This is a genomic window from Shinella sp. BE166 (assembly GCF_051201095.1).
In the GTDB taxonomy this organism is placed as follows: domain Bacteria; phylum Pseudomonadota; class Alphaproteobacteria; order Rhizobiales; family Rhizobiaceae; genus Shinella; species Shinella lacus.
The window spans coordinates 1-22199 of the sequence record NZ_JBPEHL010000005.1; the positions used below are offsets into that span (position 1 = coordinate 1).

26 protein-coding genes are annotated in these 22199 nt (G+C 63.1%); 11 read left to right on the top strand and 15 right to left on the bottom strand.

The features are described from left to right. Nucleotides 1–92: 92 nt before the first annotated feature. Both J2Y63_RS13935 and J2Y63_RS13940 read right to left on the bottom strand, forming a co-directional pair. A complete protein-coding gene (locus tag J2Y63_RS13935; protein WP_435266574.1) occupies nucleotides 93–305 on the bottom strand; it encodes a hypothetical protein in 213 nt (70 codons plus the stop codon). Then, nucleotides 305–1882 (bottom strand): recombinase family protein, encoded by a 1578-nt coding sequence (locus J2Y63_RS13940; RefSeq protein WP_435266575.1) that lies wholly within the window; start codon nucleotides 1880–1882, stop codon nucleotides 305–307. The genes J2Y63_RS13935 and J2Y63_RS13940 overlap by 1 nt, the downstream gene beginning before the upstream one ends. Nucleotides 1883–1948: 66 nt before the next feature. Between J2Y63_RS13940 and J2Y63_RS13945 the strand changes: the two genes are divergently transcribed. Together J2Y63_RS13945 and J2Y63_RS13950 are read left to right on the top strand one after the other, a co-directional pair. Next, on the top strand, nucleotides 1949–2296 hold the full coding sequence (locus J2Y63_RS13945) for a hypothetical protein (protein ID WP_435266576.1): 348 nt from the start codon (nucleotides 1949–1951) through the stop codon (nucleotides 2294–2296). A 406-nt stretch (nucleotides 2297–2702) separates the two neighbouring features. Then, complete coding sequence (locus J2Y63_RS13950; protein WP_319323828.1) at nucleotides 2703–2966, top strand: hypothetical protein; 264 nt, start codon at nucleotides 2703–2705, stop codon at nucleotides 2964–2966. A gap of 5 nt (nucleotides 2967–2971) precedes the next feature. Here J2Y63_RS13950 and J2Y63_RS13955 read toward each other — a convergent pair whose 3' ends face one another. Then, complete coding sequence (locus tag J2Y63_RS13955) at nucleotides 2972–3874, bottom strand: LysR family transcriptional regulator (protein ID WP_435266577.1); 903 nt, start codon at nucleotides 3872–3874, stop codon at nucleotides 2972–2974. 154 nt (nucleotides 3875–4028) lie between these two features. On the opposite strand from J2Y63_RS13955, the gene J2Y63_RS13960 reads away from it, so the two are divergent. Next, a complete protein-coding gene (locus J2Y63_RS13960; protein ID WP_435266578.1) occupies nucleotides 4029–4259 on the top strand; it encodes a hypothetical protein in 231 nt (76 codons plus the stop codon). A gap of 78 nt (nucleotides 4260–4337) precedes the next feature. After that, nucleotides 4338–5504: a pyridoxal phosphate-dependent aminotransferase gene (locus tag J2Y63_RS13965; RefSeq protein WP_435266579.1), complete on the top strand. Its 1167-nt coding sequence runs from the start codon at nucleotides 4338–4340 to the stop codon at nucleotides 5502–5504. A 3-nt stretch (nucleotides 5505–5507) separates the two neighbouring features. Here J2Y63_RS13965 and J2Y63_RS13970 read toward each other — a convergent pair whose 3' ends face one another. After that, nucleotides 5508–6038, bottom strand: a complete 531-nt coding sequence (locus tag J2Y63_RS13970; RefSeq protein ID WP_435266580.1) for an AAA family ATPase — start codon at nucleotides 6036–6038, stop codon at nucleotides 5508–5510. Nucleotides 6039–6133: 95 nt separating this feature from the next. Between J2Y63_RS13970 and galE the strand changes: the two genes are divergently transcribed. Continuing rightward, nucleotides 6134–7126, top strand: coding sequence for a UDP-glucose 4-epimerase GalE (gene galE, locus J2Y63_RS13975; protein ID WP_435266581.1), 993 nt, complete (start codon nucleotides 6134–6136; stop codon nucleotides 7124–7126). 3 nt (nucleotides 7127–7129) lie between these two features. Here the strand turns inward: galE and J2Y63_RS13980 are convergent, their stop codons facing one another. The 10 genes from J2Y63_RS13980 to J2Y63_RS14025 form a co-directional block, all read right to left on the bottom strand. Continuing rightward, on the bottom strand, nucleotides 7130–7429 hold the full coding sequence (locus J2Y63_RS13980; RefSeq protein WP_435266582.1) for a chorismate mutase family protein: 300 nt from the start codon (nucleotides 7427–7429) through the stop codon (nucleotides 7130–7132). Nucleotides 7430–7753: 324 nt separating this feature from the next. Further along, the gene (cydB, locus tag J2Y63_RS13985) at nucleotides 7754–8758 is read right to left on the bottom strand and encodes a cytochrome d ubiquinol oxidase subunit II (protein WP_319323835.1); all 1005 of its coding nucleotides are present in this window, start codon (nucleotides 8756–8758) and stop codon (nucleotides 7754–7756) included. Further along, nucleotides 8748–10160 (bottom strand): cytochrome ubiquinol oxidase subunit I, encoded by a 1413-nt coding sequence (locus J2Y63_RS13990; protein WP_435266583.1) that lies wholly within the window; start codon nucleotides 10158–10160, stop codon nucleotides 8748–8750. The genes cydB and J2Y63_RS13990 overlap by 11 nt, the downstream gene beginning before the upstream one ends. 224 nt (nucleotides 10161–10384) lie before the next feature. Continuing rightward, complete coding sequence (locus J2Y63_RS13995; RefSeq protein ID WP_435266584.1) at nucleotides 10385–10648, bottom strand: hypothetical protein; 264 nt, start codon at nucleotides 10646–10648, stop codon at nucleotides 10385–10387. Between the two features lie 51 nt (nucleotides 10649–10699). Further along, entirely contained in the window at nucleotides 10700–10957 is a 258-nt protein-coding gene (locus J2Y63_RS14000; RefSeq protein WP_435266585.1) for a hypothetical protein, read from the bottom strand. A gap of 583 nt (nucleotides 10958–11540) precedes the next feature. Further along, on the bottom strand, nucleotides 11541–12710 hold the full coding sequence (locus J2Y63_RS14005) for a M20 aminoacylase family protein (protein WP_435266586.1): 1170 nt from the start codon (nucleotides 12708–12710) through the stop codon (nucleotides 11541–11543). A gap of 1 nt (nucleotide 12711) precedes the next feature. Beyond that, entirely contained in the window at nucleotides 12712–13530 is an 819-nt protein-coding gene (locus tag J2Y63_RS14010; RefSeq protein ID WP_435266587.1) for an ABC transporter permease subunit, read from the bottom strand. Further along, nucleotides 13530–14258 carry an ABC transporter permease gene (locus J2Y63_RS14015; RefSeq protein WP_435266588.1) on the bottom strand — a complete coding sequence of 243 codons (729 nt, stop codon included), beginning with the start codon at nucleotides 14256–14258 and terminating at the stop codon, nucleotides 13530–13532. Before J2Y63_RS14015 ends, J2Y63_RS14010 begins: the two co-directional genes overlap by 1 nt. A 70-nt stretch (nucleotides 14259–14328) precedes the next feature. After that, complete coding sequence (locus tag J2Y63_RS14020; RefSeq protein ID WP_435266589.1) at nucleotides 14329–15108, bottom strand: transporter substrate-binding domain-containing protein; 780 nt, start codon at nucleotides 15106–15108, stop codon at nucleotides 14329–14331. Between the two features lie 29 nt (nucleotides 15109–15137). After that, nucleotides 15138–15911, bottom strand: a complete 774-nt coding sequence (locus J2Y63_RS14025; RefSeq protein ID WP_256117914.1) for an ABC transporter ATP-binding protein — start codon at nucleotides 15909–15911, stop codon at nucleotides 15138–15140. A 35-nt stretch (nucleotides 15912–15946) separates the two neighbouring features. On the opposite strand from J2Y63_RS14025, the gene J2Y63_RS14030 reads away from it, so the two are divergent. From J2Y63_RS14030 to J2Y63_RS14055, 6 genes are all read left to right on the top strand, one after another. Then, nucleotides 15947–16129, top strand: coding sequence for a hypothetical protein (locus tag J2Y63_RS14030; protein WP_256117915.1), 183 nt, complete (start codon nucleotides 15947–15949; stop codon nucleotides 16127–16129). Continuing rightward, on the top strand, nucleotides 16126–17004 hold the full coding sequence (locus J2Y63_RS14035; protein WP_435266590.1) for a dimethylarginine dimethylaminohydrolase family protein: 879 nt from the start codon (nucleotides 16126–16128) through the stop codon (nucleotides 17002–17004). The genes J2Y63_RS14030 and J2Y63_RS14035 overlap by 4 nt, the downstream gene beginning before the upstream one ends. A 10-nt stretch (nucleotides 17005–17014) precedes the next feature. After that, on the top strand, nucleotides 17015–17653 hold the full coding sequence (locus J2Y63_RS14040; RefSeq protein WP_435266591.1) for a TetR family transcriptional regulator C-terminal domain-containing protein: 639 nt from the start codon (nucleotides 17015–17017) through the stop codon (nucleotides 17651–17653). 30 nt (nucleotides 17654–17683) lie between these two features. Continuing rightward, entirely contained in the window at nucleotides 17684–18874 is a 1191-nt protein-coding gene (locus tag J2Y63_RS14045; RefSeq protein ID WP_435266592.1) for a pyridoxal phosphate-dependent aminotransferase, read from the top strand. Next, the gene (locus J2Y63_RS14050) at nucleotides 18871–20478 is read left to right on the top strand and encodes a 5-guanidino-2-oxopentanoate decarboxylase (RefSeq protein WP_435266593.1); all 1608 of its coding nucleotides are present in this window, start codon (nucleotides 18871–18873) and stop codon (nucleotides 20476–20478) included. The genes J2Y63_RS14045 and J2Y63_RS14050 overlap by 4 nt, the downstream gene beginning before the upstream one ends. A 211-nt stretch (nucleotides 20479–20689) precedes the next feature. Continuing rightward, complete coding sequence (locus tag J2Y63_RS14055) at nucleotides 20690–21577, top strand: hypothetical protein (protein WP_435266594.1); 888 nt, start codon at nucleotides 20690–20692, stop codon at nucleotides 21575–21577. Nucleotides 21578–21625: 48 nt separating this feature from the next. On the opposite strand, the gene mscL is transcribed toward J2Y63_RS14055, so the two are convergent. Then, nucleotides 21626–22066 carry a large conductance mechanosensitive channel protein MscL gene (mscL, locus tag J2Y63_RS14060; RefSeq protein ID WP_435266595.1) on the bottom strand — a complete coding sequence of 147 codons (441 nt, stop codon included), beginning with the start codon at nucleotides 22064–22066 and terminating at the stop codon, nucleotides 21626–21628. Between the last annotated feature and the right edge of the window lie 133 nt (nucleotides 22067–22199).

Consider the following 22199-nt stretch of genomic DNA (forward strand, 5'->3'; position numbering starts at 1 on the left):
ACGCTTAAAATCTTCGCTGAAATTCGATTTGCTCATGATGCTCTTCCTGCCTCAAAATTAGGAAAGAAGGCGTCTACAAATCTAGGGGCTATTCAGGCCTCTACACGACCCTGGCCACAAACAAGATCATAGAATGGTCCGTCAGCTTCCATTCGTCGGGTGACGGTAATTGGGCGTTTCAGTCCAATCTGCCCGATGTTTGCGACAATCTCCTTGAAAAGTTTCTTGTTACGATCCCGAGGATTTACGATGACGATCTTATCCAGCGGGATCATTTCAACTTTTTGAGCAGGAACCGCAGGCATTACGCTACCTCCTTCAACAATCGACGAGCCGCCATGGCGTAGAATTGTGAGAGCGTGTCAAAGCGGTACGCGTCGAGGGAAAGCCCGTTGAGCTCGAATAGCCTGACCACTGCGTTTTGCATGTCGAGCAGTGGCAAAAGATAATAGTCATAAACCTGCTGGTTCGATGGGGCCATTCTTACAACAACCGTCAGGTCAGGCTTCAAGGGAGTATCGAGCCGAACTTTCCAACGGAGAGTGCCCGATGCTGTCTCAATACACCTGACAATAACTATTGCGGCAGTGAACTCATCATTAACCGATAGGAGATCGCTGGCCGGATCTTGATGGGCCGACCCGCCAGCCGCCGTCAAGCCCGCTAGTATCTCCGTTACCAAGTCAGGGTACATTCGCCGCAACGCGCGGTTCACCTCCAGGTATCGATAGTCGCGATCAGGTACGAACCCGACGAGAGCGTAGGCCCGCAGAAGGCCTCCAAATCTTGTTCCGAAAGAGCTGCTTGATGGGCACGCTTCAGTCTCGTCGATTATCATCGCGGTCAGGTAGCCGTTGCGCTCGAAGATTTCCGCCAGCTTTTTAAGCATCTCGTCGTCGGTGAAGCGGTCGGAACGGGCATCAATGATCGCCCGTGCAACATCGAAAAGGTCTTGAGAAACGATCGGGGTGAAAGCTCCTTCAGCACGTACCCATTCCTCTTGCGGATTTTTGACATGAACCTGCTTGAGCTTGAAGGACGTCCGACCCCAAACGTTATTCCCGACGTATTTTTCGTTTATTAGGATTTGATGCACGGTGCCCCGGCTCCAAGGCCGGTCCAAATCCGTTCGCAAGCCGTCCCGGTTCAGGATTTCGGCAATTTCAGCTTCGACGGTTGCTTGCCTTACGAACAGATCGTAAATCCGCTGAACGACCAAAATCTCTTCGGTCGGACCCGGTACCAGAATAACTCGGTCGGTCGCGATGCTTTTTTGCTCGCCGCGTTGCAACTCACCTTTTGACATGCCGGTCTGATCCACAAGCATCCGGCGGAGACCGTAGCCGGGGGCGCCTCCCTGCCGATAACCCAGTCGAATAAGGTTAGCCTGCCCAGCCCGAACCTTAACTGACAGTTCCCGACTGTATTCGCCGGCCATCGCGCGCTTCACGGTCTTGATAATCGACGACCCAATGCTACCGTCATTTTCGAACTGCTCGGCGCAATAATGCACTTTGATACCGTGCCGTTTGCAACGTAGCTCGATCTCCGCGGCTTCGTCAGGGTCTTGAAACCGCCCCCACCGACTTACGTCGTAAACAAGGATCGCCTTGAACTTTACGCTTCGGCTTTCGACGTCCGAGATAAGTGTTTGTAAGGCATCTCGGCCGATTAATCGAAGACCGCTTTTTCCTTCGTCTGCATACTGCTGTATGATCTCGAAGTTGTTGCGTTCCGCATATTTCATGATGATGTCGAGCTGATTGTCAGTCGAGTACTTTTGGTGCTCAGTGGACATACGGACGTAAGCCGCTGCTGGAGTGAGCTCTCCCGGTTCAGTGCCTTGTCCGGCGGTCTTTTTCTGGATCCAGTCGATTACCACGCACACCACCATCGGCCAGGACACAACTAGCGGCAAAGCAGAACTATATCAGTTGCGGGAGGAACAATGGTTCCGAAGAGAGGCACAAATGTTCTGCCGGTGGAGTATGGCGCGGCCATTGCCGTTGCCTTGCGCGAAGAGCTCGGCGGCAGCACTAGGGCGATCAAGACGATTGCCAGATGGACGGGAGCGAGTGATAGAGCTGCGAAGTACTGGCTAGCGGGCGAGCGGTGCCCCAACGGTCGGCAATTGATAATCCTTGCTCGTCATTCTGACGCAGTTCTGAAGACGTTCTTGGCACTTGCTGAGCGAGACCTGTTTACGATTTCAGTTGAACTAACTGCGGCGGAAAATGCTCTCACGCGCGCTGCGAAAATCATTGCTGAATTAAAACGGCCCCCGGCTCAAAACTAGCGCATTTCTAGCGCACAAAGAGCTTGACGCCAGTCGATACAAAGGGATATCGACTGCTTCAGCCAATTGAAAATCCGCGTGTCGGTGGTTCAAATCCGCCTCCGGGCACCACTCTAAGCCATTAAAATCATTGAAATTTTAAAAAATTTGAGTCTGTTTGCGCTGACAGACGTTGTTTTACTACGCGTCCTCTGCGCCCTCCACGCACAAGGGTGGACGAAATGCTTTGCGTCTGCCACAACCAGTTTGGACGCGACTGCCGATAGTTTTAGATCGGGGTCGGGCGACCGATTGACGTCACGTTGCTGCCGCGAGATCACGCTGGCCGTCCTGTTCTGTCGCATTCCCTGATAAGGGCACCAAGGGTGCCCTGATCGGGAGACGCGCTTTTCGAGGATCTTCTGCCGTGGCCAAACAACCGAAACTGGAACATTCCGAACTCTCCGGGGAATATACCGAGGAGGACATTACCGTGCTCGTCGATATCTACAGGCCGGCCGGCACCCAGAACGACTGGAAGCTGGAGGTCGTCACGCAGAACGAGGACCTGTTTGAATGGGACGAACCATTCGCCACGGACCGTGAGGCCTTCGATGAATTCCTGGCCACCGTGGCGCGGGATGGCATTCGTTCGTTCTTGGAAGAAGATGACGTGCCGACGACGCACTAGGCGTTCTACTCCGCCGCTCGCGAAACGACCCGCGCGGCGGGGAACCTCGGCTGATTTCCGGAAAACAGCGCTTCGTTGCGCTTCAGCAGCGCGGCCAGGCGGTCGAGGGTGGTGCGGACTTCGGGGCGTTGGCGGTCGTCGTCGTTGACGGCGAGCCAGATGGGGTGGGTTAGGTCTTCGATGAGCTCGCCTTCCCGCATCAGGGCGGGCATGCTGTCTCCGAGATAGGCGGGCAGCACGCCGCGGCCGGCGCCGCCGGCGATCAGCTTCGGCAGGAGTTCGGGGGCGTTGGTCCAGGTGTGGATCTGGCCTTCGCGATGGCGGAACACCCATTTTTCGACTTCTGACAGGGCGACTTCGGTGCCGATGGAAATCCAGGGCAGGTCGTCGCTGGTGTTGGCCGCGACCGCGCGGTAGGCGCAATAGGCGACATCGACCGTGCGCCGCACCGCGAAATTGCCGCTCTTCGGCGCGGCGGCGAAAAGCGCCACAGTGCCGCGACGGAAGGTCAGGTCGTCCTCCGGCAGCCAGCGTTTGCAGCAGAGACGGAAAGCGTCACCCGCATGGCGGAGCGCTGCTGTGTTTTCCGCGACGAAGCCGGAAAGCCAGATATCGCCGGCGATGGAGACGATCGGCAGGGTGAAGGCATCGCCGTGCCATTGGGTGATGTCTGCGACGGTCTTGCGCAGCGTCTGCACGTGTTCCATCAGGATCTGGCCGTCCGGCGCAAGCCGGTAGCCCTGCTGGCTGCGGATGAACAGGGTGCGGCCCATGGTGCGTTCCAGCGCCAGCATGCGGCGGCCGATCGTCGGCGGGCTGATGCCTGTCAGCATGGAAGCGCCGGCGAGGCCGCCCTCCGCGGCCACATGATAGAAGAGCTTCAGATCGTCCCAGTCGACTTCGTTCACGTTCGTCTCCACGCCATGGGTCGGACTATAGCGAAAAGTCCGCCCACCTGCATCGAACGCGGCTGAAACGGCCGTTTCATGCTTGCGTCTACGATCCCCCGGCGCACCCGCCTATCTCTCCTGCAACACGAAACAACGTTTTAAGGAGCAGATCATGAGCCCGGAATGGATGATGGCATTCGATACCGCCGCGAGGCGGAACGCTGAACGCAGGAAGACGCTTGCCGATCCGCTGGAGCGGCCGGAATGGCAGGGGCTCGATGCCCTGTCGCGCCTCTTTTCGCGCTTGCTTTCGCGGCGCGTGGCGGAACGGCGACACCAGCCGATGCGGCCTCTCAAATATGCAAGCGCTTCCATCAATGAATTCAATGGGAGCGTCAGATAAACTGGCGTGAACCGGCGCACGAAACCGGCTAGAGCTTGTCCGCCCCTGCGCGGGCGAGATCTTGCCGGAGTGATTTGCATGACCCTTATCGAAAGCCTCAGCCCGCGATCGCTCCAGGCGCCGGAAAGCGGGATCGTCGAGGTGGTGAATTATGCGCGCGGGCGCGAGGGGCTGATCCCGCTGTGGGTCGGCGAGGGGGATTTGCCGACGCCGGAGTTCATTTCCCGCGCCGCCTCCGATGCGCTTCTGCGCGGCGAGACTTTCTATACGTGGCAGCGGGGCATTCCGGAATTGCGCTCGGCGCTTTCGCGCTACTATGCCCGTCGCTTCGGAGCGGCGCTGCCGGCGGAGCATTTTTACGTCGTCGGCTCCGGCATGCAGGCGATCAAGCTTGCCATCGAGGCGCTCGTTTCGCCGGGCGACGATGTCGTCTACCTGACGCCGGCCTGGCCGAATTTCGCGGCGGCGGCAGAGCTTTCCGGCGCCAATCCCATCGCGGTGACGCTCGATTTTGCCGGCGGGCGCTGGCAGGTGGATCTCGACCGGGTGGAAGCGGCGATCACGCCGAAGACGCGTGTGCTCTTCGTCAACACGCCCTCCAACCCGACCGGCTGGACGGCGACGCGGGAGGACCTTGCCAATCTGCTGGCGATCGCAAGGCGGCATGACCTCTGGATCATGGCCGACGAGATCTATGCGCTTTATCACTATGCGGGAGGGCGGGCGCCGTCCTTCCTCGACGTGATGGCAGAGGGGGACCGGGTCGTCTTCGTCAATTCCTTCTCGAAGAACTGGTCGATGACGGGCTGGCGCGTCGGGTGGATCGTCGCGCCGCCGGAAATCGGCCAGGTGCTGGAAAACCTCATTCAATATTCCACCTCCGGCGTGCCGCAGTTCCTGCAGCAGGGTGCGATCGTGGCGCTCGACGAGGGCGACGCCTTCGTGCAGGGGAATATCGACAAGGCGGCGAAGAACCGCGACGTCTTCTGCGATGCGCTGATCGCCACCAACCGGGTGGAAACGCTGAAGCCGGATGGGGCTCTCTATGCGTTCCTGAAGATCGATGGCGTCACGGATTCGCGGCTCACGGCACTCGACATCGTCGATCGCACCAATGTGGGCCTGGCACCGGGAACGGCCTTCGGCCCGGGCGGCGGGCTCTTCATGCGCGCCTGCTTCCTGCGCGATCCGAAGGACGTTGCGGAAGCCGCCGATCGCCTCGCCCGCTATATCGCGGCGCGCTGACCGTCAGGACAGGCGGCGGAGCACGAAATCGGCGCGTTCGGCGACCGTCACTTTCGGCAGGATGATCGCCTCGTAACCGAGCGACGGGTAGACGCTTTTCAGGCGCTCGTATTCGGCGACTGCGGCGTCGAAGCCGTGCCGGCGTTCCGGGTCGCCGGCATAGATTTCCGGCCATGGCGGGGTGAGGAAAACCAATCGGTTGTAGCGATGTTCAGCTGCGAGCGAGGCCAGAGCGGGTTCGCCGCTATGCGCCTCAAGTGCCGATGCGGCATCGATCAGGCCGCGGTCGAAGAAGACGAGGCCGGGATGGTCCTGCATTGTCCCTCTATCAGCGAGCGCCATGTCGATCGCGCGGCGGGCGAAGGCCGCGAGGTCCTGCCAGGGCAAGGCGCTGCCGCCGGTTGCAAGTTCCTGCTGCACGATGCGGCGGCCGGGCTCCTCGACGACGGCATGGCCGCGCTGGCGGAGCGCTTCGAGCAGGGTGGATTTTCCGCCGCCGGAGCAGCCGGAGAGCACGATGAAACGGTCGGACATTTCGTCTATCCTTTGAAGCGAGGGGCGTGCGCGGGGTTGCGTCCGGCCGGTGTGCGGGGTGATATGCCTGCCATTCGGACGATTCGGAGGTTGGCATGGCGGTTCTGGTTACGGGTGGCGCGGGTTATATCGGCAGCCACATGGTCTGGGCGCTGGTCGATGCCGGGGAAGAGGTCGTCGTGCTCGACCGGCTTTCCACCGGCTTCCGCTGGGCCGTGGCGCCGGAAGCGCGGTTCTACGAGGGCGACATCGCCGATCCCGCTGTGCTTTCGACGATCTTTGCGGAAAACAGCATCGATGCGATCATCCATTTCGCGGGGTCGATCATCGTGCCGGAATCGGTCGCCGATCCCCTCTCCTATTACGAGAACAACACGGTCAAGTCACGGGCGCTGATCGCGGCCGCCGTCGCGGCGAAAGTGCCACATTTCGTGTTCTCCTCCACCGCCGCCGTCTACGGCACGCCGGATGGCACCGAGCCGGTGCTGGAAAGCGCAGCCCTTCGGCCGGAATCGCCCTATGGCTCCTCCAAGCTGATGACCGAGATCATGCTGCGCGATACCGCCGCCGCGCACGACTTCACCTATACGGCACTGCGCTATTTCAACGTCGCGGGCGCCGATCCGCGCGGGCGCACCGGCCAGTCGACGGCGGGCGCCACACATCTCATCAAGGTCGCGAGCGAAGCCGCACTCGGCAAGCGCAACGGCATGGACGTCTACGGCACGGATTATCCCACGCCGGACGGCACCTGCGTGCGCGACTATATTCATGTCACCGACCTTGCCAATGCGCATCTCAAGGCCTTGCAGCGCATGCGGGCCGGTGGCGGCTCGATCGTCGCGAATTGCGGCTATGGCCGCGGCTTCTCGGTGCTGGAGGTGCTGGAGCAGGTGAAGGCGGTGTCCGGAGTGGAATTCCCGGTGCGTTTTGCCGCCCGCCGGCCGGGCGATGCGGTGCTCATCGTCGCCAATCCGTCGGTCGCCATGCAGGAACTCGACTGGAAGCCCGAGCATGACAACCTCGCCTTCATCGTGCGTACGGCGCTCGATTGGGAAGATCATCTCGGCAAGCGCAATCAGCTCTGAGGTTTATCCCTCGCCGAGCAGCTTCTTTTCGTGCTCGATGGCGTGCTGGATAAGCTGAGCCCAGATGCCTTCGTAGAAATCGCCGTCGAGGCCGTGCTCCGTCGCGTTGCGGTGGGCGTTGTCGCGCACTTCCTTCACGCGTTCCGGCACGTCGGCGGGGATGCCGAGGCCGACCTTGATCTCGGCAGCGCGGTTGATGAAGCTCCAGCGTTCGGCGAAGAGCGCCATCAGCGCTTGGTCGACCCGGTCGATGTTTTCCCGGATGTCCGTCATCGTCGTGCAGTCTGCCGCGGTCTTCGCCATGCCGGTCTCCTTCATGGGGAACCGGATAGCAGAGGAATGTTTGGGGGGAAAGGTATCTCTCTGTCGCGAGACACTAGGCCACATGCAGGCCCGGGGGTTAAGCGAAAGGAGGGTGCGGTCCTGTCTTCCACTTGCGGGCCTGCATGCTGGCCGAGGCGGAACCTAGGCATATAAGCTGGCGCGAAGCTGGCTATTTTAACGTTACGTTAGGTTACGTGCCGATGGCGAGCTTGATGGCGAAACCGAGGATCGTCACCGCCAGCACGCCACCCGCCCAGAGCCCCACGAACCACAGAAGTTTTCGCGCGGTGGAATTCTCCGTCATCAGTGATAGCCCTCCTCCGGATCGACCTTGCCGCGGAAAACCCAGTAGGCATAGGCCGTGTAGCCGAGGATCATGGGCACCAGCACGACCGCGCCGACCAGCAGGAAGGCAAGGCTTTCATGCGGCGCGGCTGCCTCCCAGATCGTCAGCGAGGTCGGCACGATATAGGGATAGAAGCTGATGCCGATGCCGGCGAAACCCAGCACGAAGAGGCCGAGCGCGGCGAGGAACGGCCGGGAATCATGCTCCGTGCGCAGGCCGTGGATCAGCAGCGCGAAGCAGCCGAGCACGAGCAGCGGCACCAGCAGGCTGAAGATGACGGTCGGCCAGCCGAACCAGCGTTCGAAGTAGAGCGGTTCGAGGAAGGGCGTCCACAGGCTAACGATGCCCATGGCCAGAAGCATGCCGATGCCGGCCCTCAGCGCATAACGCCGCGCGCGTTCGGCAAGCGGGCCGCTCGTCTTCATCACCAGCCAGGTGGCGCCGAGCAGGGCATAGCCGATCAAGAGTGCCAAGCCGGTCGCGATGGAGAACGGCGTCAGCCAGTCCCACCAGCCGCCGGTATAGGCGCGGTTGGCGACCGGAATGCCCTGCACCAGGGCGCCTAGCGCCACGCCTTGCGAGAAGGCGGCGACCATCGAGCCGCCGGCAAAGGCGATGTCCCAGAGGAATTCGCCGCGCTTTGTGCGCCAGCGATATTCGAAGGCGACGCCGCGGAAGATGAGGCCGAGCAGCATCAGCACGAGCGGCATGTAGAGCGCCGGCAGGATCGTCGCATAGGCGAGCGGGAAGACCGCCATCAACCCGCCGCCGCCAAGCACCAGCCAGGTCTCGTTGCCGTCCCAGACGGGGGCGACGGAGTTCATCATCACGTCGCGGTCGTGTTTCTCCTTGAAGAAGGGAAAGAGGATGCCGACACCGAGATCGAAGCCGTCGAGGATGACATAGGCGAGCACCGCAAAGGCGATGATGGCCGCCCAGATGAAGGGAAGGTCAAGCGCCATGGTGGTGGCTCCCGGTTTTGGTGGCGATGGCGGGCGTGATGCCGGCGGTGCGGAGCGGACCGTCCTGCAAATCCGGCATGGGATCGCGCGGCAGGCGGCCCATCAGGCGCAGGATGTAGAAGGTGCCGGCGCCGAAGACGAGGAAGTAGACCACGATGAAGGCGATGAGCGAGGTGGCGACGGCGGGCGCATCGATGGGTGCCACGGAATTCGCCGTCAGCAGGTGGCCGTAGACCGTATAGGGCTGGCGGCCGACCTCCGTCGTCACCCAGCCGGCAAGCACGGCGACGAAGCCCGCGGGCCCCATCAGGACGGCGGCGCGGTGCAGCCAGCGGTTCTCGCCGAGCGTGCCCCGCCACCGACACCACAGCGACCAGAGCCCGATGCTCAACATCGCGAAACCGATGCCGACCATGATGCGGAACGCCCAGAAGACGATGCCGACCGGCGGATGCAACTCCTTCGGCACGGAATCGAGGCCGGCGAGCGGAGCGTTCAGCTCATGTTTCAGGATGAGGCTCGAAAGCTTCGGGATCTCGATTGCGTAATCGACGCGCTGCTCGGCCGAATTCGGGATGCCGAACAGGATGAGCGGCGCGCCGTCCGGATGGCTCTGGTAGTGCCCCTCCATCGCCATCACCTTGACGGGCTGGTGCTCCAGCGTGTTGAGGCCGTGCATGTCGCCGGCGAAAATCTGGATGGGCGCGACGATCGCCGCCATCCACATGGCCATGGAGAACATCTTTTTCGCGCGCTTCGGCGCGTCGCCGCGCAAGAGGTGGTAGGCGCCGACGCCGCCGACCACGAAGGCGGTCGTGAGATAGGCGGCAAGCACCATGTGCACCAGCCGATAGGGGAAGGACGGGTTGAAGATCACCGCCCACCAGTCGACCGGCACGAACTGGCCGACATCGTTCACCGCAAAGCCGGCTGGCGTCTGCATCCAGGAATTGGCGGCGAGGATCCAGGTGGCGGAGATCAGCGTGCCGACGGCGACCATGAGTGTGGCGAAGAAGTGCAGCTTCGGGCCGACGCGGTTGAGGCCGAACAGCATGACGCCGAGGAAGCCCGCCTCCAGGAAGAAGGCCGTCAGCACCTCGTAGCCCATCAGCGGCCCGATGACCGGCCCGGCCTTGTCGGAGAAGACGCTCCAGTTCGTGCCGAACTGGTAGGACATGACGATGCCCGAGACGACGCCCATGCCGAAGGCGAGCGCAAAGATCGTCTTCCAGAAATTGAACAGGGCGAAATAGACCTCGTCCTTCGTCCAGAGCCACAGGCCTTCCAGCACGGCGAGGTAGCTCGCAAGGCCGATCGAGAAGGCCGGGAAGACGATGTGGAACGACACCGTGAAGGCGAACTGGAACCGGGCGAGCAGCGTTGCGTCCAGCGATTCGAACATGGACCGCGTCCTTTCATGAGGCTGCCGCAGGTGACTGCACGTTGCGGCTGCATGAAAGAATGCGGCGCAAAACAGGCAAAGGTCAATTCGGCGGCGCGGCCCACGTTGCCGCACCGCGACAATCGCCCGCGTGCGGCATTTCGGCCGCCGCCGGGCTTAAACGCGAGAAGCTCCCGGTTCGCACCGGGAGCTTCGAGAGTGGAATGACGAAAGGGCTTTGCCGCTTAGCGATCGGCCAGCGTGGAGCTGTCGAGGCCCGGATAATAGTCGCCATCGGCGGGGCCGACGCGCTTCGCGCGGACGTCCTGCCTGGTATATTCCGAATAGGCGCGCGGGTTGCTCTGGCGCTTTTCCTCGATCATCCGGTCCTGCTTCGCGCTGGGCCAGATGCCGTCGTAGTAGCTGCCGCCGGCCAGTGCGGCGGAACCGCCGAAGAGCGTGGCGGCCACCAGCGTGGTGGTAAAGGCTAGGTTGAGGGTCTTGGTCATTGTCATGGTCCTGGTTCAGTCCTGGGAGGAGTATTGGGTAGAAATGCCGGGTCAGCGGTCGTTGCGGTCGACGCCGCGGTAATAGTCGCCGTTGGCCGGGCCGATGTTTTCCGTGCTCCGGGTGCTGGTCACCGCATGGCCGTTGCGAATGCTCTGCGTGGTGAAGCGGTCGATCTTCTGGCTTTGGGTCGGCTCGCGGGAAACACCCGAATAGTAGTCGCCGTCACCGCCGGCGAACGCTGCGGTGCCGCCAAAGACGGAGGCGGCGACAAGGGCGGCGACAAAGGTCGTGTTAAGGGTCTTGGTCATTGTGGTGGTCCTTCTCTATGCGCTTTTGATATGTCTCTGTTTCAAAACTGGCGGGTGAATTTCACCGCGGCCGCGTGACATCGCGCGCTGGTGGCGGGGTCGGTGCGGAGCGCTTTTCTGGGGCGTCCAGGGCGGTCTTTCGGTCGGCGCGCTTCGACATCGTCGTTTCCCATCAGTCCTTCCGGGAGCGTTATGTCGCTCTCGTGAAATAAAGATGGTCCCTCAAATTGAAGGATGGAAGGGTCTTAAATTGGAAACAGGCGTCAACGTTTATTGAACGATGAAAACCGGGCTCGCGGAGCACAACCGAAGGCGCATGAAAACAAACAAACCGTCCGGATGGACGGTTTTTTTGTAAAACTGGCACGTCAGCAATGTTCTGATTTCAAACGGGAAATCTTAACGCTCCTCGCACGATCGAAGGTCGTGCGAGGAAAAGGTGCAGCGAGACGCTGCGCCGTTAACGATTGTGGCGGTAAAAATCCGTCGTGCCGATTTCAAGGGCTTCACGAATGTGTGACGCCCCAAAAATCGGCAGAAAGACCCGCTTTGGCGAGCCTTAATTGTGTTCGAATTGTGGCGATCAGCCGGCCCGAAGGTAGTGTTCGGCAAGCTCCGTCCAGAATGCGGCGCCGATGGGCAGCAGGTCGTCGTTGAAATTGTAACCCGGATGGTGGAGCGACTTGTCGTTCTCGCCGCCCTTGCCGCCGAGGAAGAAATAGGTGCCCGGCCGTTCCTTCAGCATATAGGCGAAATCCTCGCTGCCCATGAAGGGCCGCTCCAGGTCGACGACCTTGTCGGCGCCGGCAAAGCGGGTGGCGAGTTGGCGCACCAGGTCCGTCTCGGCCGTGTGGTTGACCGTCGCGTCGTAGAAGCGCTGGTAATCCACCGTCGCCGTCATGCCGTAGCTTTCGGCCTGGCGCTCGGCGATGAGGCGGATGCGGCGCTCCAGCTCGTCGCGCACCGCGGGATCGAACGAGCGGATGCCGACGACGATTTCGGCCCGGCTCGGGATGATGTTGCTGGCAGAGCCCGAATGGAAGGAGCCGACCGTCACCACCGTCGGATCGAGCGGGTGGATGTTGCGCGAGACGATGGTCTGGAGCGCCATGACGATGGAGGCGCCGCCGACGATCGGGTCAAGCGTCTCCTGCGGCTCCGCGCCGTGGCCGCCCACGCCGTTCACCGTGATGCGCGCCTCGTCGACTGCCGCCATGATCGGGCCGTCGCGCAGCGCAAACTGGCCGAAGGGCAGGCCCGGCTCGTTATGCAGCGCGAAGACGGCGTCGCAGGGGAATTTGTCGAACAGCCCCTCCTCCACCATGATCTTGGCGCCACCGAAATTCTCTTCGGCCGGCTGGAAGATCAGGTGCACGGTGCCGTCGAAATTGCGCCGCTCGGCAATCGCCTTCGCAGCCCCCAGCAGCATGGTCGTGTGCCCGTCATGGCCGCAGGCATGCATTTTTCCCGGCGTCTTGCTGGCATAGGGAAGGCCGGTCTCCTCGAAGATCGGCAGGGCATCGATATCGGCGCGGATGCCAATCGACTTGCGGCTGGTGCCGTTCGTCAGCGTCGCGACCAGGCCAGTCTTGGCGAGGCCGCGCGTGACCTTGTAGCCGTAGCTTTCCAGATGGCGCGCGATGACATCGGAGGTGCGCACCTCCTCCAGGCCCAGTTCCGGGTGCTCGTGCAGGTCGCGGCGGATCGCCACCATTTCGGGCATGGAATTTTGCAGCGTCGTATGGATCGTCATTTCAGGCACCACGCGTGGGAATTTTGCTCTCGAAGTAGCGGAAGGTGACCACCAGGATGGCGGTCAGGCAGAGATAGATGAGCGCCAGCAGCAGGAGCGGCTCATAGGTAATGTAGGTCTCCTGCCGCACCTTGGAGATGACGGCATAGAGGTCGATGACGGTGATGGTCGCCACAAGCGGTGTCGCCTTCAGCTGCAGCACGGTCTCGCCGTTCAGCGTCGGCAGGGCGCGGTGCACGGCACGCGGCAGCCAGATGCGGCGGAAGACGGTGAAGGGGCTCATGCCATAGGCGCGCGCGGCCTCCAGCTCGCCCGGCGGTACGCCGGCAAAGGCGCCGCGCATCACCTCACCCTCATAGGCGGCAAAGGAGAGCGTCAGCGCCGCCACGCCATAGGGCCAGGCCTCGCGCAGATAGGGCCAGAGGAAGGAATTGCGGATTTCCGGGAACTGCGGGAAGAGCGAACCGAGGCCGTAATAGAGCAGCCAGAGCTGCAACAGCAGCGGCGTGCCGCGGATGACCGTGCAGAAGATCCGCGCCAGCACCTTGAGCGGCCACGGCCCCGTCACCTGCACCAGGCCGATGGGCACGGCGAGGATGAAGCCGAGGATCGCCGTCGAGAACAGCATCAGCAGCGTCACGCCGGCGCCATAGGCAAGGCGGCCCGAATATTTCGGCACCCAGTCCCAGCGCATGAACCAGACGATGCAGAAGACGAGGATCGCGGCGATCGCCATCAGCACGATGCGATGCGGCTTGAACATGCTCGCCTTCGTCGGCAATTCGGTCAGCGCGAGGGCGGCAATTGTCGGATCGCTCATCAGGCGGTCCTCGCCATGCCGCGCCGATAATGGCGCTCGATGAAGCCGATCAGCACATTGGAGACCAGCGTGATCATCAGGTAGAGCACGCCGGCCGCGCAGAAGAACAGCAGGTAGGCCTTGGTGCTGCCCGCCGCCTGGCGGGTGACCAGCGTCAGCTCGCTGAAGCCGACGACGGCGAGGAGCGCCGTATCCTTGGTGGCGATCAGCCAGAGATTGGAAAGGCCGGGAATGGCATGCGGCAGCATGGCCGGCAGGGTGATGCGGCGCATGACCTGGAACGGCGACATGCCATAGGCGCGCGCCGCCTCCATCTGCCCCGCCGGCACCGCCTTGATCGCGCCGCGCAGAACCTCGGTGGAATAGGCGCCCTGCACGACGCCGATGACGAAGATGCCGGCCGCAAGGCCGCTGATATCGACGGGGCCGAAGCCGACGAGCGCGGACAACTGGTTCAGCACATCCGTGCCGGCATAGTAGAGAATGAGGATCAGCACGAGCTCCGGCACCGCGCGCACCAGCGTGGTGTAGACCTCCAAGAGGTCCTTAGTGACCGGGCCGCCATAGAGCTTGCCCATGGCGCCGCCGGTGCCGAGGATCAGGCCGAGCGCATAACCGCCGACGGCAATCTGGAGGGACTGCCAGAGCCCCGCCAGCATCACCCCGCCCCAGCCGGGCGGTTCAAGCGCAAGCAGGCTCCAGTTGATCAGCGATCCGGCATCGGCCATGGGGTCTCGTGTCCATTCGAGGAGAAAGGCCGGCGGCAAGTGCCGCCGGCATCAGGGACAGGGCAGACTATCAGCCGCCGTAGACGTCGAAGTCGAAATACTTCTTCGAGAATTCGTCATAAGTGCCGTTGGCGCGGATCGCCTTGATGGCGGCGTTGATCTTGTCCTTCAGCTCCGTTTCGCCCTTGCGCAGGCCGACGCCGACGCCCAGCCCGAGGATTTCCGGATCGTCCTTCACGGTGCCCTTCATGTCGCAGCAGGCGCCCTGCTCGGTCTTCAGGAAGTCGGTAAGCGCGATGGAATCGGCCTGCACCGCATCGATGCGACCGGCGGCGAGGTCGTTGTTGGCCTCATCCTGCGTCTGGTATTCCTTGACCGTGGCACCCGCCTCGCCGAAATACTTGTTGGCATAGACCTGGTGGATGGTCGCGACCTGTACGCCGAGCGTCTTGCCGGAGAGGCCTTCCGGCGTCGCGTCGAACTTCACGTCCTTGGCGCCGATGATGCCCGGAGGCGAGTTATAATATTTGTCGGAGAAGTCGATCGTCTGGAGGCGCTCTGCCGTGATCGACATGGAGCCGATGATCATGTCGATCTTGTTGGTGGTCAGCGCCGGGATGATGCCATCCCAGGCGACCGGCGTGATGACGCAGTCGAGCTTCGCTTCGGCGCAGATCGCCTTCATGAAGTCCACTTCCCAGCCCTGCCAGTTGCCGGAGGCATCCGGCGAGGTGAAGGGCGGATAGGGCTCGGCGGCAAAACCGACGCGGACCTGCTGGGCGGCCGCGCCCGAAATGGCTGCAAGGCCGATCGCGGCAGCAAGGGCGATTGTCTTCAAGGCACTCTTCATGATTTTCCCTCTGTTGGTTTTTTTGGTTCTCAGTGGATGGAGCTGATGAATTTCTTCAGCCGCTCCGATTTCGGCGATCCGAACAGTTCGTCCGGCGGGCCTTGTTCCTCGATGACCCCGTTTGCCAGGAAGACGACGTGGCTCGCGACGTTGCGCGCGAACTTCATCTCGTGGGTGACGAGGATCATCGTGCGCTTCTCCTTGGCGAGGTCGCCGATGACGGAGAGCACCTCGCCCACCAGTTCGGGATCGAGCGCGGATGTCGGTTCGTCGAAGAGCATGACATGGGGCTGGATGGCGAGTGCGCGCGCGATGGCGGCACGCTGCTGCTGGCCGCCGGAGAGGAAGGCGGGATAGGCGTCGCGCTTCTCATAGAGACCGACGCGGCGCAGCAGCGCCTCGGCGCGGCTGATCGCCTCGTCCTTCTTGACGCCCAGCACATGCACGGGCGCCTCGATGACGTTTTCGAGGATGGTCATGTGCTGCCAGAGATTGAAGCTCTGGAACACCATGCCGAGGCGGGAGCGCAGGCGCTGCACCTGCTTGCGGTCCGATGGCGTCATGCCACCATGGCCGTCTTTCTTCATGGCGATCGTCTCGCCATGGATCGTCACCGATCCGGCGCTCGGCAGCTCCAGCATGTTGATACAGCGAAGGAAGGTGGACTTGCCGGAACCCGAACCGCCGATGATGGCGATGACGTCGCCCTCATGCGCGGTGAGTGATACGCCCTTGAGAACTTCAAGCGGCCCGAAGCGCTTGTGCAGGTCCCTGACCGCGATAGCCTCGGCGCGTTCCGTCATCGTGGAGAGGTCTCCAGCGCACGGAAAATCGATGCATGGATCATGCCAAACTTCCCCTGTTTTTCAGCGTTCCCGCGGGCATCTTCGGCCCGTCGTGGCGTCTTGTGGAAAGCATCGTGGCACTTGTTAAGAAATTATTCAAGCGTATAATAGGTCAAACGCTGACTTTTCTGGCAGCGCCCACCCATGATCAAATTTCCAGCAGGAGCATTGAATGACCGCCTACGGTTCGCAGGAAATGTCGGCCCCCCTGATGCGCGTTCTGATGCGCCGCCCCGGCGAGAGCCTGAAGGGGGCTGACGCCGCCAAGTGGCATTACGGCCCGACCTTCGACGGCGCGCGCGCCGTGCACCAGTACAAGGCCTTCGCCGAGCTGGTCGAAAAATCCGGCACCGAGATCATCTGGCTGGAAGACGAGGGCGATGGTCTTGCCGACGCCATGTTCACCCATGACCCGTCGCTGATGTCCGACCATGGCGCGATCCTGCTGCGAATGGGCAAGCCGTTGCGTGTCGCCGAAACGGCGCTGCACGAAAAAGCCTATGCCGAGCGGCAGATTCCGATCCTCGGCCGCATCCAGGGCGAAGGCACCGTCGAGGGCGGCGATTGCATCTGGCTTGACGCCAAGACGCTGGTCATCGGCCGCGGCGTGCGCACCAACCAGGAAGGCATCGACCAGATTTCCGCCATCCTCGCGCCGCACGGCATCACCGTGCTCGCCTATGACCTGCCGCTCTGGCATGGCGAGGAGGCCTGCCTGCACCTGATGAGCGTGATGAGCCCGCTTGCCGAAGACCTGGCGCTCGTCTTCGCGCCGCTGCTGCCGGCAGCCTTCTACCAACTCCTCAAGAAGCGCGGCATCCGCCTTATCGAGGCGCCGGCCGACGAGTTCCACGCCAGCAACGGCCTGTCGCTCAACGTGCTGCCAACCAAGCCCTACGAGGTCATCATGGTGGAAGGGTTCCCGGCCACCAAGGCGGCGATGGAAGCGGCCGGCTGCACCGTCGAGACCTTCGAGGCGGATGCGCTGTGCATCGCCTGCGAGGGCGGCCCGACCTGCCTGACGCGGCCGGTGCTGCGCCGCGCGGCCTAACGGAGGAAAAATGGCCCGCCGGACCTTCCATCGCGCCCCAGAAGCCGAACGCCGCCACGACCTGATCGAGGCGACGCTCGACTGCATTGCCGAATACGGCCTGGAGGGTGCGACGGTCCGGCAGATCGCCATCAAGGCGGGGGTGACGGCAGGCCTCATCCGGCACTATTTCCAGTCGAAGGAGCATATCCTTCAGGAGGCCTATCGCATCGTCATCGGCCGGCTCACCGAAAAGGCCGAGCGGGTGACGGGCGATCCGGAAACGCGGCTGCGCGACTTCATCGTCATCAACCTGACGGAGCCGGTCGCCAACAGCCGCAGCCTCTCGCTTTGGGCCTCGTTCATCAGCCGGGTCAGCGTCGATCCCGAACTCGCCGCCATCCACCGCGAAGGCTATCTGAGCTTTCGCAACGCGCTGGAAAGCCTGCTTGCCGATTTCCTGACGGAGCGCGGCCAGGATGCCTCGCCGGAGCGCTGCCGAACGCTGGCCATCGCCATCAACGGCCTGCTCGACGGACTGTGGCTGGAAGGCTGCCTTGCCGGCGAACTTTTCGGCGAGAGCGAGCTGGTCGAAATCGCGCTCAACTCGATCGAGACGCTGCTGGGACTACGCCTGAGGCCGGTCGACGCGACGAGCGCCGGCAACTAAACGACATCAATCGAAATGCGGAGAACGGCCATGCGCTATGCATCCATCACAGACCGGCTTCAGAATCTCGGCTCGGAAAAATGGGCCATCCATGCCGAAGCGCGGCGCATGAAGGCCGAGGGCAAACCGATCATCGAGCTCACCATCGGCGAACCGGACGTGCCGCCGGACCCGGTGCTGCTGGCCGAGGCCGTGCGGGCCATGCATGCCGGCCGCTACCGGTACTCCAACGGCCGCGGCGAGCCCTCAATCGTCGATGCCCTGGTGCGCAAGTACCGCAAGCGCCGCAGCGACGTCACCGCCGCCAACGTGCTCTGCTTCCCCGGCACCCAGACCGCCCTCTTCGCCGTCATGCTCGGCCTTGTGGAGGCGGGCGATGCCGTGCTCGTCGGCGACCCGCTCTATGCGACCTATGAGGGCGTCATCCGCTCGACGGGGGCCGAGCGCATCGCCGTGCCGTTGCGCCCGGAAAACGGTTTCCACATGAAGGCGGCCGATCTCGAAGCGGCGATCACGCCGGAATGCCGCGTGCTGCTGCTCAACACGCCGCACAACCCGACCGGCGCGGTGCTGAGCGCGCAGGAAATCGCCGAAATCGGCGCGGTCTGCCGCAAGCATGACCTGTGGATCGTCTGTGACGAAGTCTACGAACAACTGGTGTTCGGCGCGACCTTCGCCTCGCCCTTCGACAATGCGGACCTTGCCGAGCGCACCATCGTCGTCTCCTCCATCTCCAAGTCGCACGCTGCGCCGGGCTTTCGCAGCGGCTGGGCGATCGGGCCGGCGGATTTCTGCACGCGGCTGCTCTCGGTGTCCGAAACCATGCTGTTCGGCGGCCAGCCCTTCATCGCCGACATGACGGCCTATGCGCTCGACAACCCGATCGCCACCGCCGCCACGATGCGCGAGACCTACAAGGCGCGCGCCGCCCGCTTCGTCGCCGCCCTTTCGCGTGCGCCCGGCCTTGTGCCGCTGCCGCCGGAGGCCGGCATGTTCATCGTCGTCGACGTCGCCGAAACCGGCATGAGCGGCGAGGACTTCGCCTGGGCGCTGTTGCGCGAGGAGCTGGTCGCCGTGATGCCGGGTTCGTCCTTCGGCGACGAGGCGGAGGACTATATCCGCCTCAGTTTGACCGTACCCGATGCCCATATCGACGAGGCCTGCCGGCGCATCACCGCGCTTGCCGCCCGATCCGCAAGCCCCAAGGAGCGCCGCGCATGACCACCAAAACCGTAGGCGAAGTTCTCGTCGACCTCCTGGAGGCCAATGGCGTCGACGTCGTGTTCGGCATTCCGGGCGTGCACACGGTCGAGCTCTATCGCGGCCTCGCCGCCTCGAAGATCCGCCACATCACGCCGCGTCACGAACAGGGCGCCGGCTTCATGGCGGATGGGTATGCGCGTGTTTCCGGCAAGCCCGGCGTGGCGCTCGTGATCACCGGTCCGGGCCTCACCAACACGATCACGGCGATGGCGCAGGCGCGGCAGGATTCCGTGCCGATGCTGGTCATCTCCGGCGTCAACCGGCGCGATTCGCTCGGCCATGGCCGCGGCCTCCTGCATGAACTGCCGGACCAGCAGGGCATGATGAAGACGCTGGCGCTCTATTCGCACACGCTGCTCAACCCCGCCGACCTGCCGCTCGTCGTCGAGCGTGCCTTTGCCGTCCTGCTCTCCGGCCGTCCCGGCCCGGTGCATATCGAAATCCCGACCGACGTGATGGCCAAGCCCATCGAGACCGGCAGTTTCCCACGCGCCGTCGCGACCCGTCCGCGTGCCGATGCGGAAACCCTGCAGCGCGCGGCGATCCTCTGCACCAATGCGACGCGCCCCGTCATCCTCGCCGGCGGCGGCGCGGTGACGGCGGAAGACGAAATCCGTGAGCTTGCGGAGCGCATCGGCGCCCCGGTCGTCACCACGGTCAATGCCCGCGGCATGCTCGCCGGCAATGCGCTCTGCGTGCCGGCAAGCCCGAGCCTCAAGGCCGTGCGCCGGCTGCTTGCCGATGCCGACCTCGTCGTCGCCTTCGGCACGGAGTTCGGGCCGACCGACTACGACATCAATGTCGACGGCGGTTTTCCGCGGCTGAAAACGCTGATCCGAATCGATATCGATGCCGCACAGCTCGCCCGCACGCCGCAATCCGGCCTGTCGATCTTTTCCAGCGCCAAGACGGCGGCGGCCGGCATGCTCGGCTTCCTCGAAGGCCACAAGCCGATCGACAATGGCGCTGCCCGCGCCGAAACCGCGCGCAAGAACGCCTGGAAAGAACTGACGCCGAAGATGCAGGTGGAAGTCGGCGTCATCGACGCGGTCTACCGTGCGCTGCCGAAGGCGATCATCGTCGGGGATTCCACCCAGGCCGTCTATGCCGGCAACTACTATTGCGATGCACCGCGCGCGCGCAGCTGGTTCAATGCGGCGACCGGTTATGGCGCGCTCGGTTACGCCCCGCCGGCGGCGATCGGCGCCGCCCTTGCCGAACCCGATGCGCCGATCGTCTGCCTCGTCGGCGATGGCGGCCTGCAATTCTCGCTGTCGGAAATCGGCTCGGCGGCGGATGCGGAGGCGCGCGTGATCTTCCTCGTCTGGAACAATGACGGTTACCAGGAGATCGAGAACTACATGGTGGGTGCCGGCATCACGCCGGAAGGGGTCAAACCCTCTGCACCGGATTTCATCGCCATCGGCACCGCCTACGGCGTGCCCTCCGAACGGCTCGCGGACGTGCGCGACCTGCCGGCGGCGCTGGAGCGGGCGGGCGGGCGCAACGGCCCGAGCCTCATCGAAATCCACCAGACGAAGACGGCCGGCGCGACGGCCTGATTCGCAGGCATGGCACGCCGGGCGACAAAAAGGCTCTGGCCGGGGCGGATGATCCCGCTCCGGCAAAGCCTGAAATCTCGGGGGTTTCGGCCGGGCGGAAGCCTCGTTCGGCCGCCTTACTTTGCAAAACCGTCGTTTATTTGTCATGGATGACCGCGCTGTTTGCCGCCCACCCGCGTCGACGGCTATGGGCAACGGGCTCGGGCAAAGGTTGACGGACCAGCAGAAACTTCCACGACCGGTCTATCAAAGGGTGCCGCCCGGTGCGCGGCCGCCCGCGCCGTCCTTTGTCCAGAAGGTGCTCGACTGGGTGCCGATGCGCGATTTTCTGGCGGCCCACGCGGGCTTTACCGGACGGTTCAACCGCGCGGTCAAGCGGCTCGATCGCGAGGGCGGCCCGGCGATCCCGGCGGCACAAAGCCACTTCCATTTCGGCGAACAGCTCGTCATCCCCGTCGCCGCAAGGAGCCTCACGACGCGGCTTCGCGACAATATTTCCGATCGCAGTCGGCTGCGCTGGATCGGCACGCATTTTCTCGACGGCAGCGACTGGAGCCGGATCGTCGAACCGCTTGAAAACTCCTCCTCGCACGCCGAGATCCTGGAGCTCATCAATACGCGGCAGGATTTTCGCGAGGGCAAGCGCTATCGCGGCTATGCAAAACGCATCCATGACGGCGGCGTCGTCAAGCGCAACCGCATCGTGATCGACACGATCGACAAGCTCGACAACTATTTCGAATATTACCTGGCGCTGATCGCCGACATCGAGACGAACGGCATCGTGCCGCATTCCGATCTCGGCCTGCTCGGCCAGACCGGCCGGCGCCACCGCTGGACGCGCACGCTCTGGCAGGACCTCGCCGAACGCGACATCGGGGTGGCGATCGATGCGGAAGGCCGTCTCGTCCGCCACACCAACGGCAAGCACCGCATGGCAGCGGCGCTGGCGCTCGGCATCGAGCGCATCCCGGTCGAAATCCGCCTCGTGCATGCCGGCTGGCTCCGGCAGCAGGCCGACCGGCTCGGGCTTTCCCCGGCCGATGCCCTGCTCGCGACGCTCGAACAGGCCCGCGCGACGGGCTGGCCCGCAATGTAAAAAGGCCCGGCGAACCGGGCCTTCCATTCGCATTATAGGGGCGAAACCTCAGAGGGCCGGACGGCTCTTCAGGAGGTCGCGGATTTCGGTGAGAAGCAGCACGTCTTCCGGCGGGGGCGCGGGTTCGGCGGCACCGGCGGCCTTTTCCTTCTCCAGCGATGCGCGCATGCGGTTTACGCCCTTGATCATCAGGAAGATGATCCAGGCGAGGATCAGGAAGTTGATGAGGACGGTGATAAAGCTGCCATAGGCGAAGACGGCGCCCTGCTCGCGGGCGGCAGCGAGCGACGTTGCCGTCACATTGCCGGAGAGCGCGATGAAGTAGTTGGAAAAGTCGAAACCACCCCCGGTCAAAGCACCGACGATGGGCATGACGAGGTCGTTGACGATGGATTCGACGATCTTGTTGAAGGCTGCACCAATGATGACACCCACGGCGAGGTCCATAACATTGCCGCGGGCGATGAACGCCTTGAACTCATTGAGCATGCGGGTCTCCTTTTGCTGCGACGCAAGGGCAACCTAGTGTAGTTTTTCACGGGAGGAAACTGGGGCCTATCAATATCTAGGGGTTTACACACCGTCCATGTCCACCCCCAACCTTAGACGCAATTTCCTTCCC

What these genes read in the sequence shown, in the direction of transcription:
- J2Y63_RS14015 (WP_435266588.1), bottom strand. Translation starts at nt 14,258, where the DNA reads ATGGCCGATGCCGGATCGCTGATCAACTGGAGCCTGCTTGCGCTTGAA.
- galE (WP_435266581.1), top strand. Translation starts at nt 6,134, where the DNA reads ATGGCGGTTCTGGTTACGGGTGGCGCGGGTTATATCGGCAGCCACATG.
- J2Y63_RS13935 (WP_435266574.1), bottom strand. Translation starts at nt 305, where the DNA reads ATGCCTGCGGTTCCTGCTCAAAAAGTTGAAATGATCCCGCTGGATAAG.
- J2Y63_RS14025 (WP_256117914.1), bottom strand. Translation starts at nt 15,911, where the DNA reads ATGACGGAACGCGCCGAGGCTATCGCGGTCAGGGACCTGCACAAGCGC.
- J2Y63_RS13970 (WP_435266580.1), bottom strand. Translation starts at nt 6,038, where the DNA reads ATGTCCGACCGTTTCATCGTGCTCTCCGGCTGCTCCGGCGGCGGAAAA.
- J2Y63_RS13960 (WP_435266578.1), top strand. Translation starts at nt 4,029, where the DNA reads ATGAGCCCGGAATGGATGATGGCATTCGATACCGCCGCGAGGCGGAAC.
- J2Y63_RS13980 (WP_435266582.1), bottom strand. Translation starts at nt 7,429, where the DNA reads ATGGCGAAGACCGCGGCAGACTGCACGACGATGACGGACATCCGGGAA.
- J2Y63_RS14030 (WP_256117915.1), top strand. Translation starts at nt 15,947, where the DNA reads ATGGATCATGCCAAACTTCCCCTGTTTTTCAGCGTTCCCGCGGGCATC.
- J2Y63_RS14035 (WP_435266590.1), top strand. Translation starts at nt 16,126, where the DNA reads ATGACCGCCTACGGTTCGCAGGAAATGTCGGCCCCCCTGATGCGCGTT.
- cydB (WP_319323835.1), bottom strand. Translation starts at nt 8,758, where the DNA reads ATGGCGCTTGACCTTCCCTTCATCTGGGCGGCCATCATCGCCTTTGCG.
- J2Y63_RS14045 (WP_435266592.1), top strand. Translation starts at nt 17,684, where the DNA reads ATGCGCTATGCATCCATCACAGACCGGCTTCAGAATCTCGGCTCGGAA.
- J2Y63_RS14005 (WP_435266586.1), bottom strand. Translation starts at nt 12,710, where the DNA reads ATGACGATCCATACGACGCTGCAAAATTCCATGCCCGAAATGGTGGCG.
- J2Y63_RS13995 (WP_435266584.1), bottom strand. Translation starts at nt 10,648, where the DNA reads ATGACCAAGACCCTCAACCTAGCCTTTACCACCACGCTGGTGGCCGCC.
- J2Y63_RS14020 (WP_435266589.1), bottom strand. Translation starts at nt 15,108, where the DNA reads ATGAAGAGTGCCTTGAAGACAATCGCCCTTGCTGCCGCGATCGGCCTT.
- J2Y63_RS13965 (WP_435266579.1), top strand. Translation starts at nt 4,338, where the DNA reads ATGACCCTTATCGAAAGCCTCAGCCCGCGATCGCTCCAGGCGCCGGAA.
- J2Y63_RS14050 (WP_435266593.1), top strand. Translation starts at nt 18,871, where the DNA reads ATGACCACCAAAACCGTAGGCGAAGTTCTCGTCGACCTCCTGGAGGCC.
- J2Y63_RS13945 (WP_435266576.1), top strand. Translation starts at nt 1,949, where the DNA reads ATGGTTCCGAAGAGAGGCACAAATGTTCTGCCGGTGGAGTATGGCGCG.
- J2Y63_RS14000 (WP_435266585.1), bottom strand. Translation starts at nt 10,957, where the DNA reads ATGACCAAGACCCTTAACACGACCTTTGTCGCCGCCCTTGTCGCCGCC.
- J2Y63_RS14010 (WP_435266587.1), bottom strand. Translation starts at nt 13,530, where the DNA reads ATGAGCGATCCGACAATTGCCGCCCTCGCGCTGACCGAATTGCCGACG.
- J2Y63_RS13990 (WP_435266583.1), bottom strand. Translation starts at nt 10,160, where the DNA reads ATGTTCGAATCGCTGGACGCAACGCTGCTCGCCCGGTTCCAGTTCGCC.
- mscL (WP_435266595.1), bottom strand. Translation starts at nt 22,066, where the DNA reads ATGCTCAATGAGTTCAAGGCGTTCATCGCCCGCGGCAATGTTATGGAC.
- J2Y63_RS14040 (WP_435266591.1), top strand. Translation starts at nt 17,015, where the DNA reads ATGGCCCGCCGGACCTTCCATCGCGCCCCAGAAGCCGAACGCCGCCAC.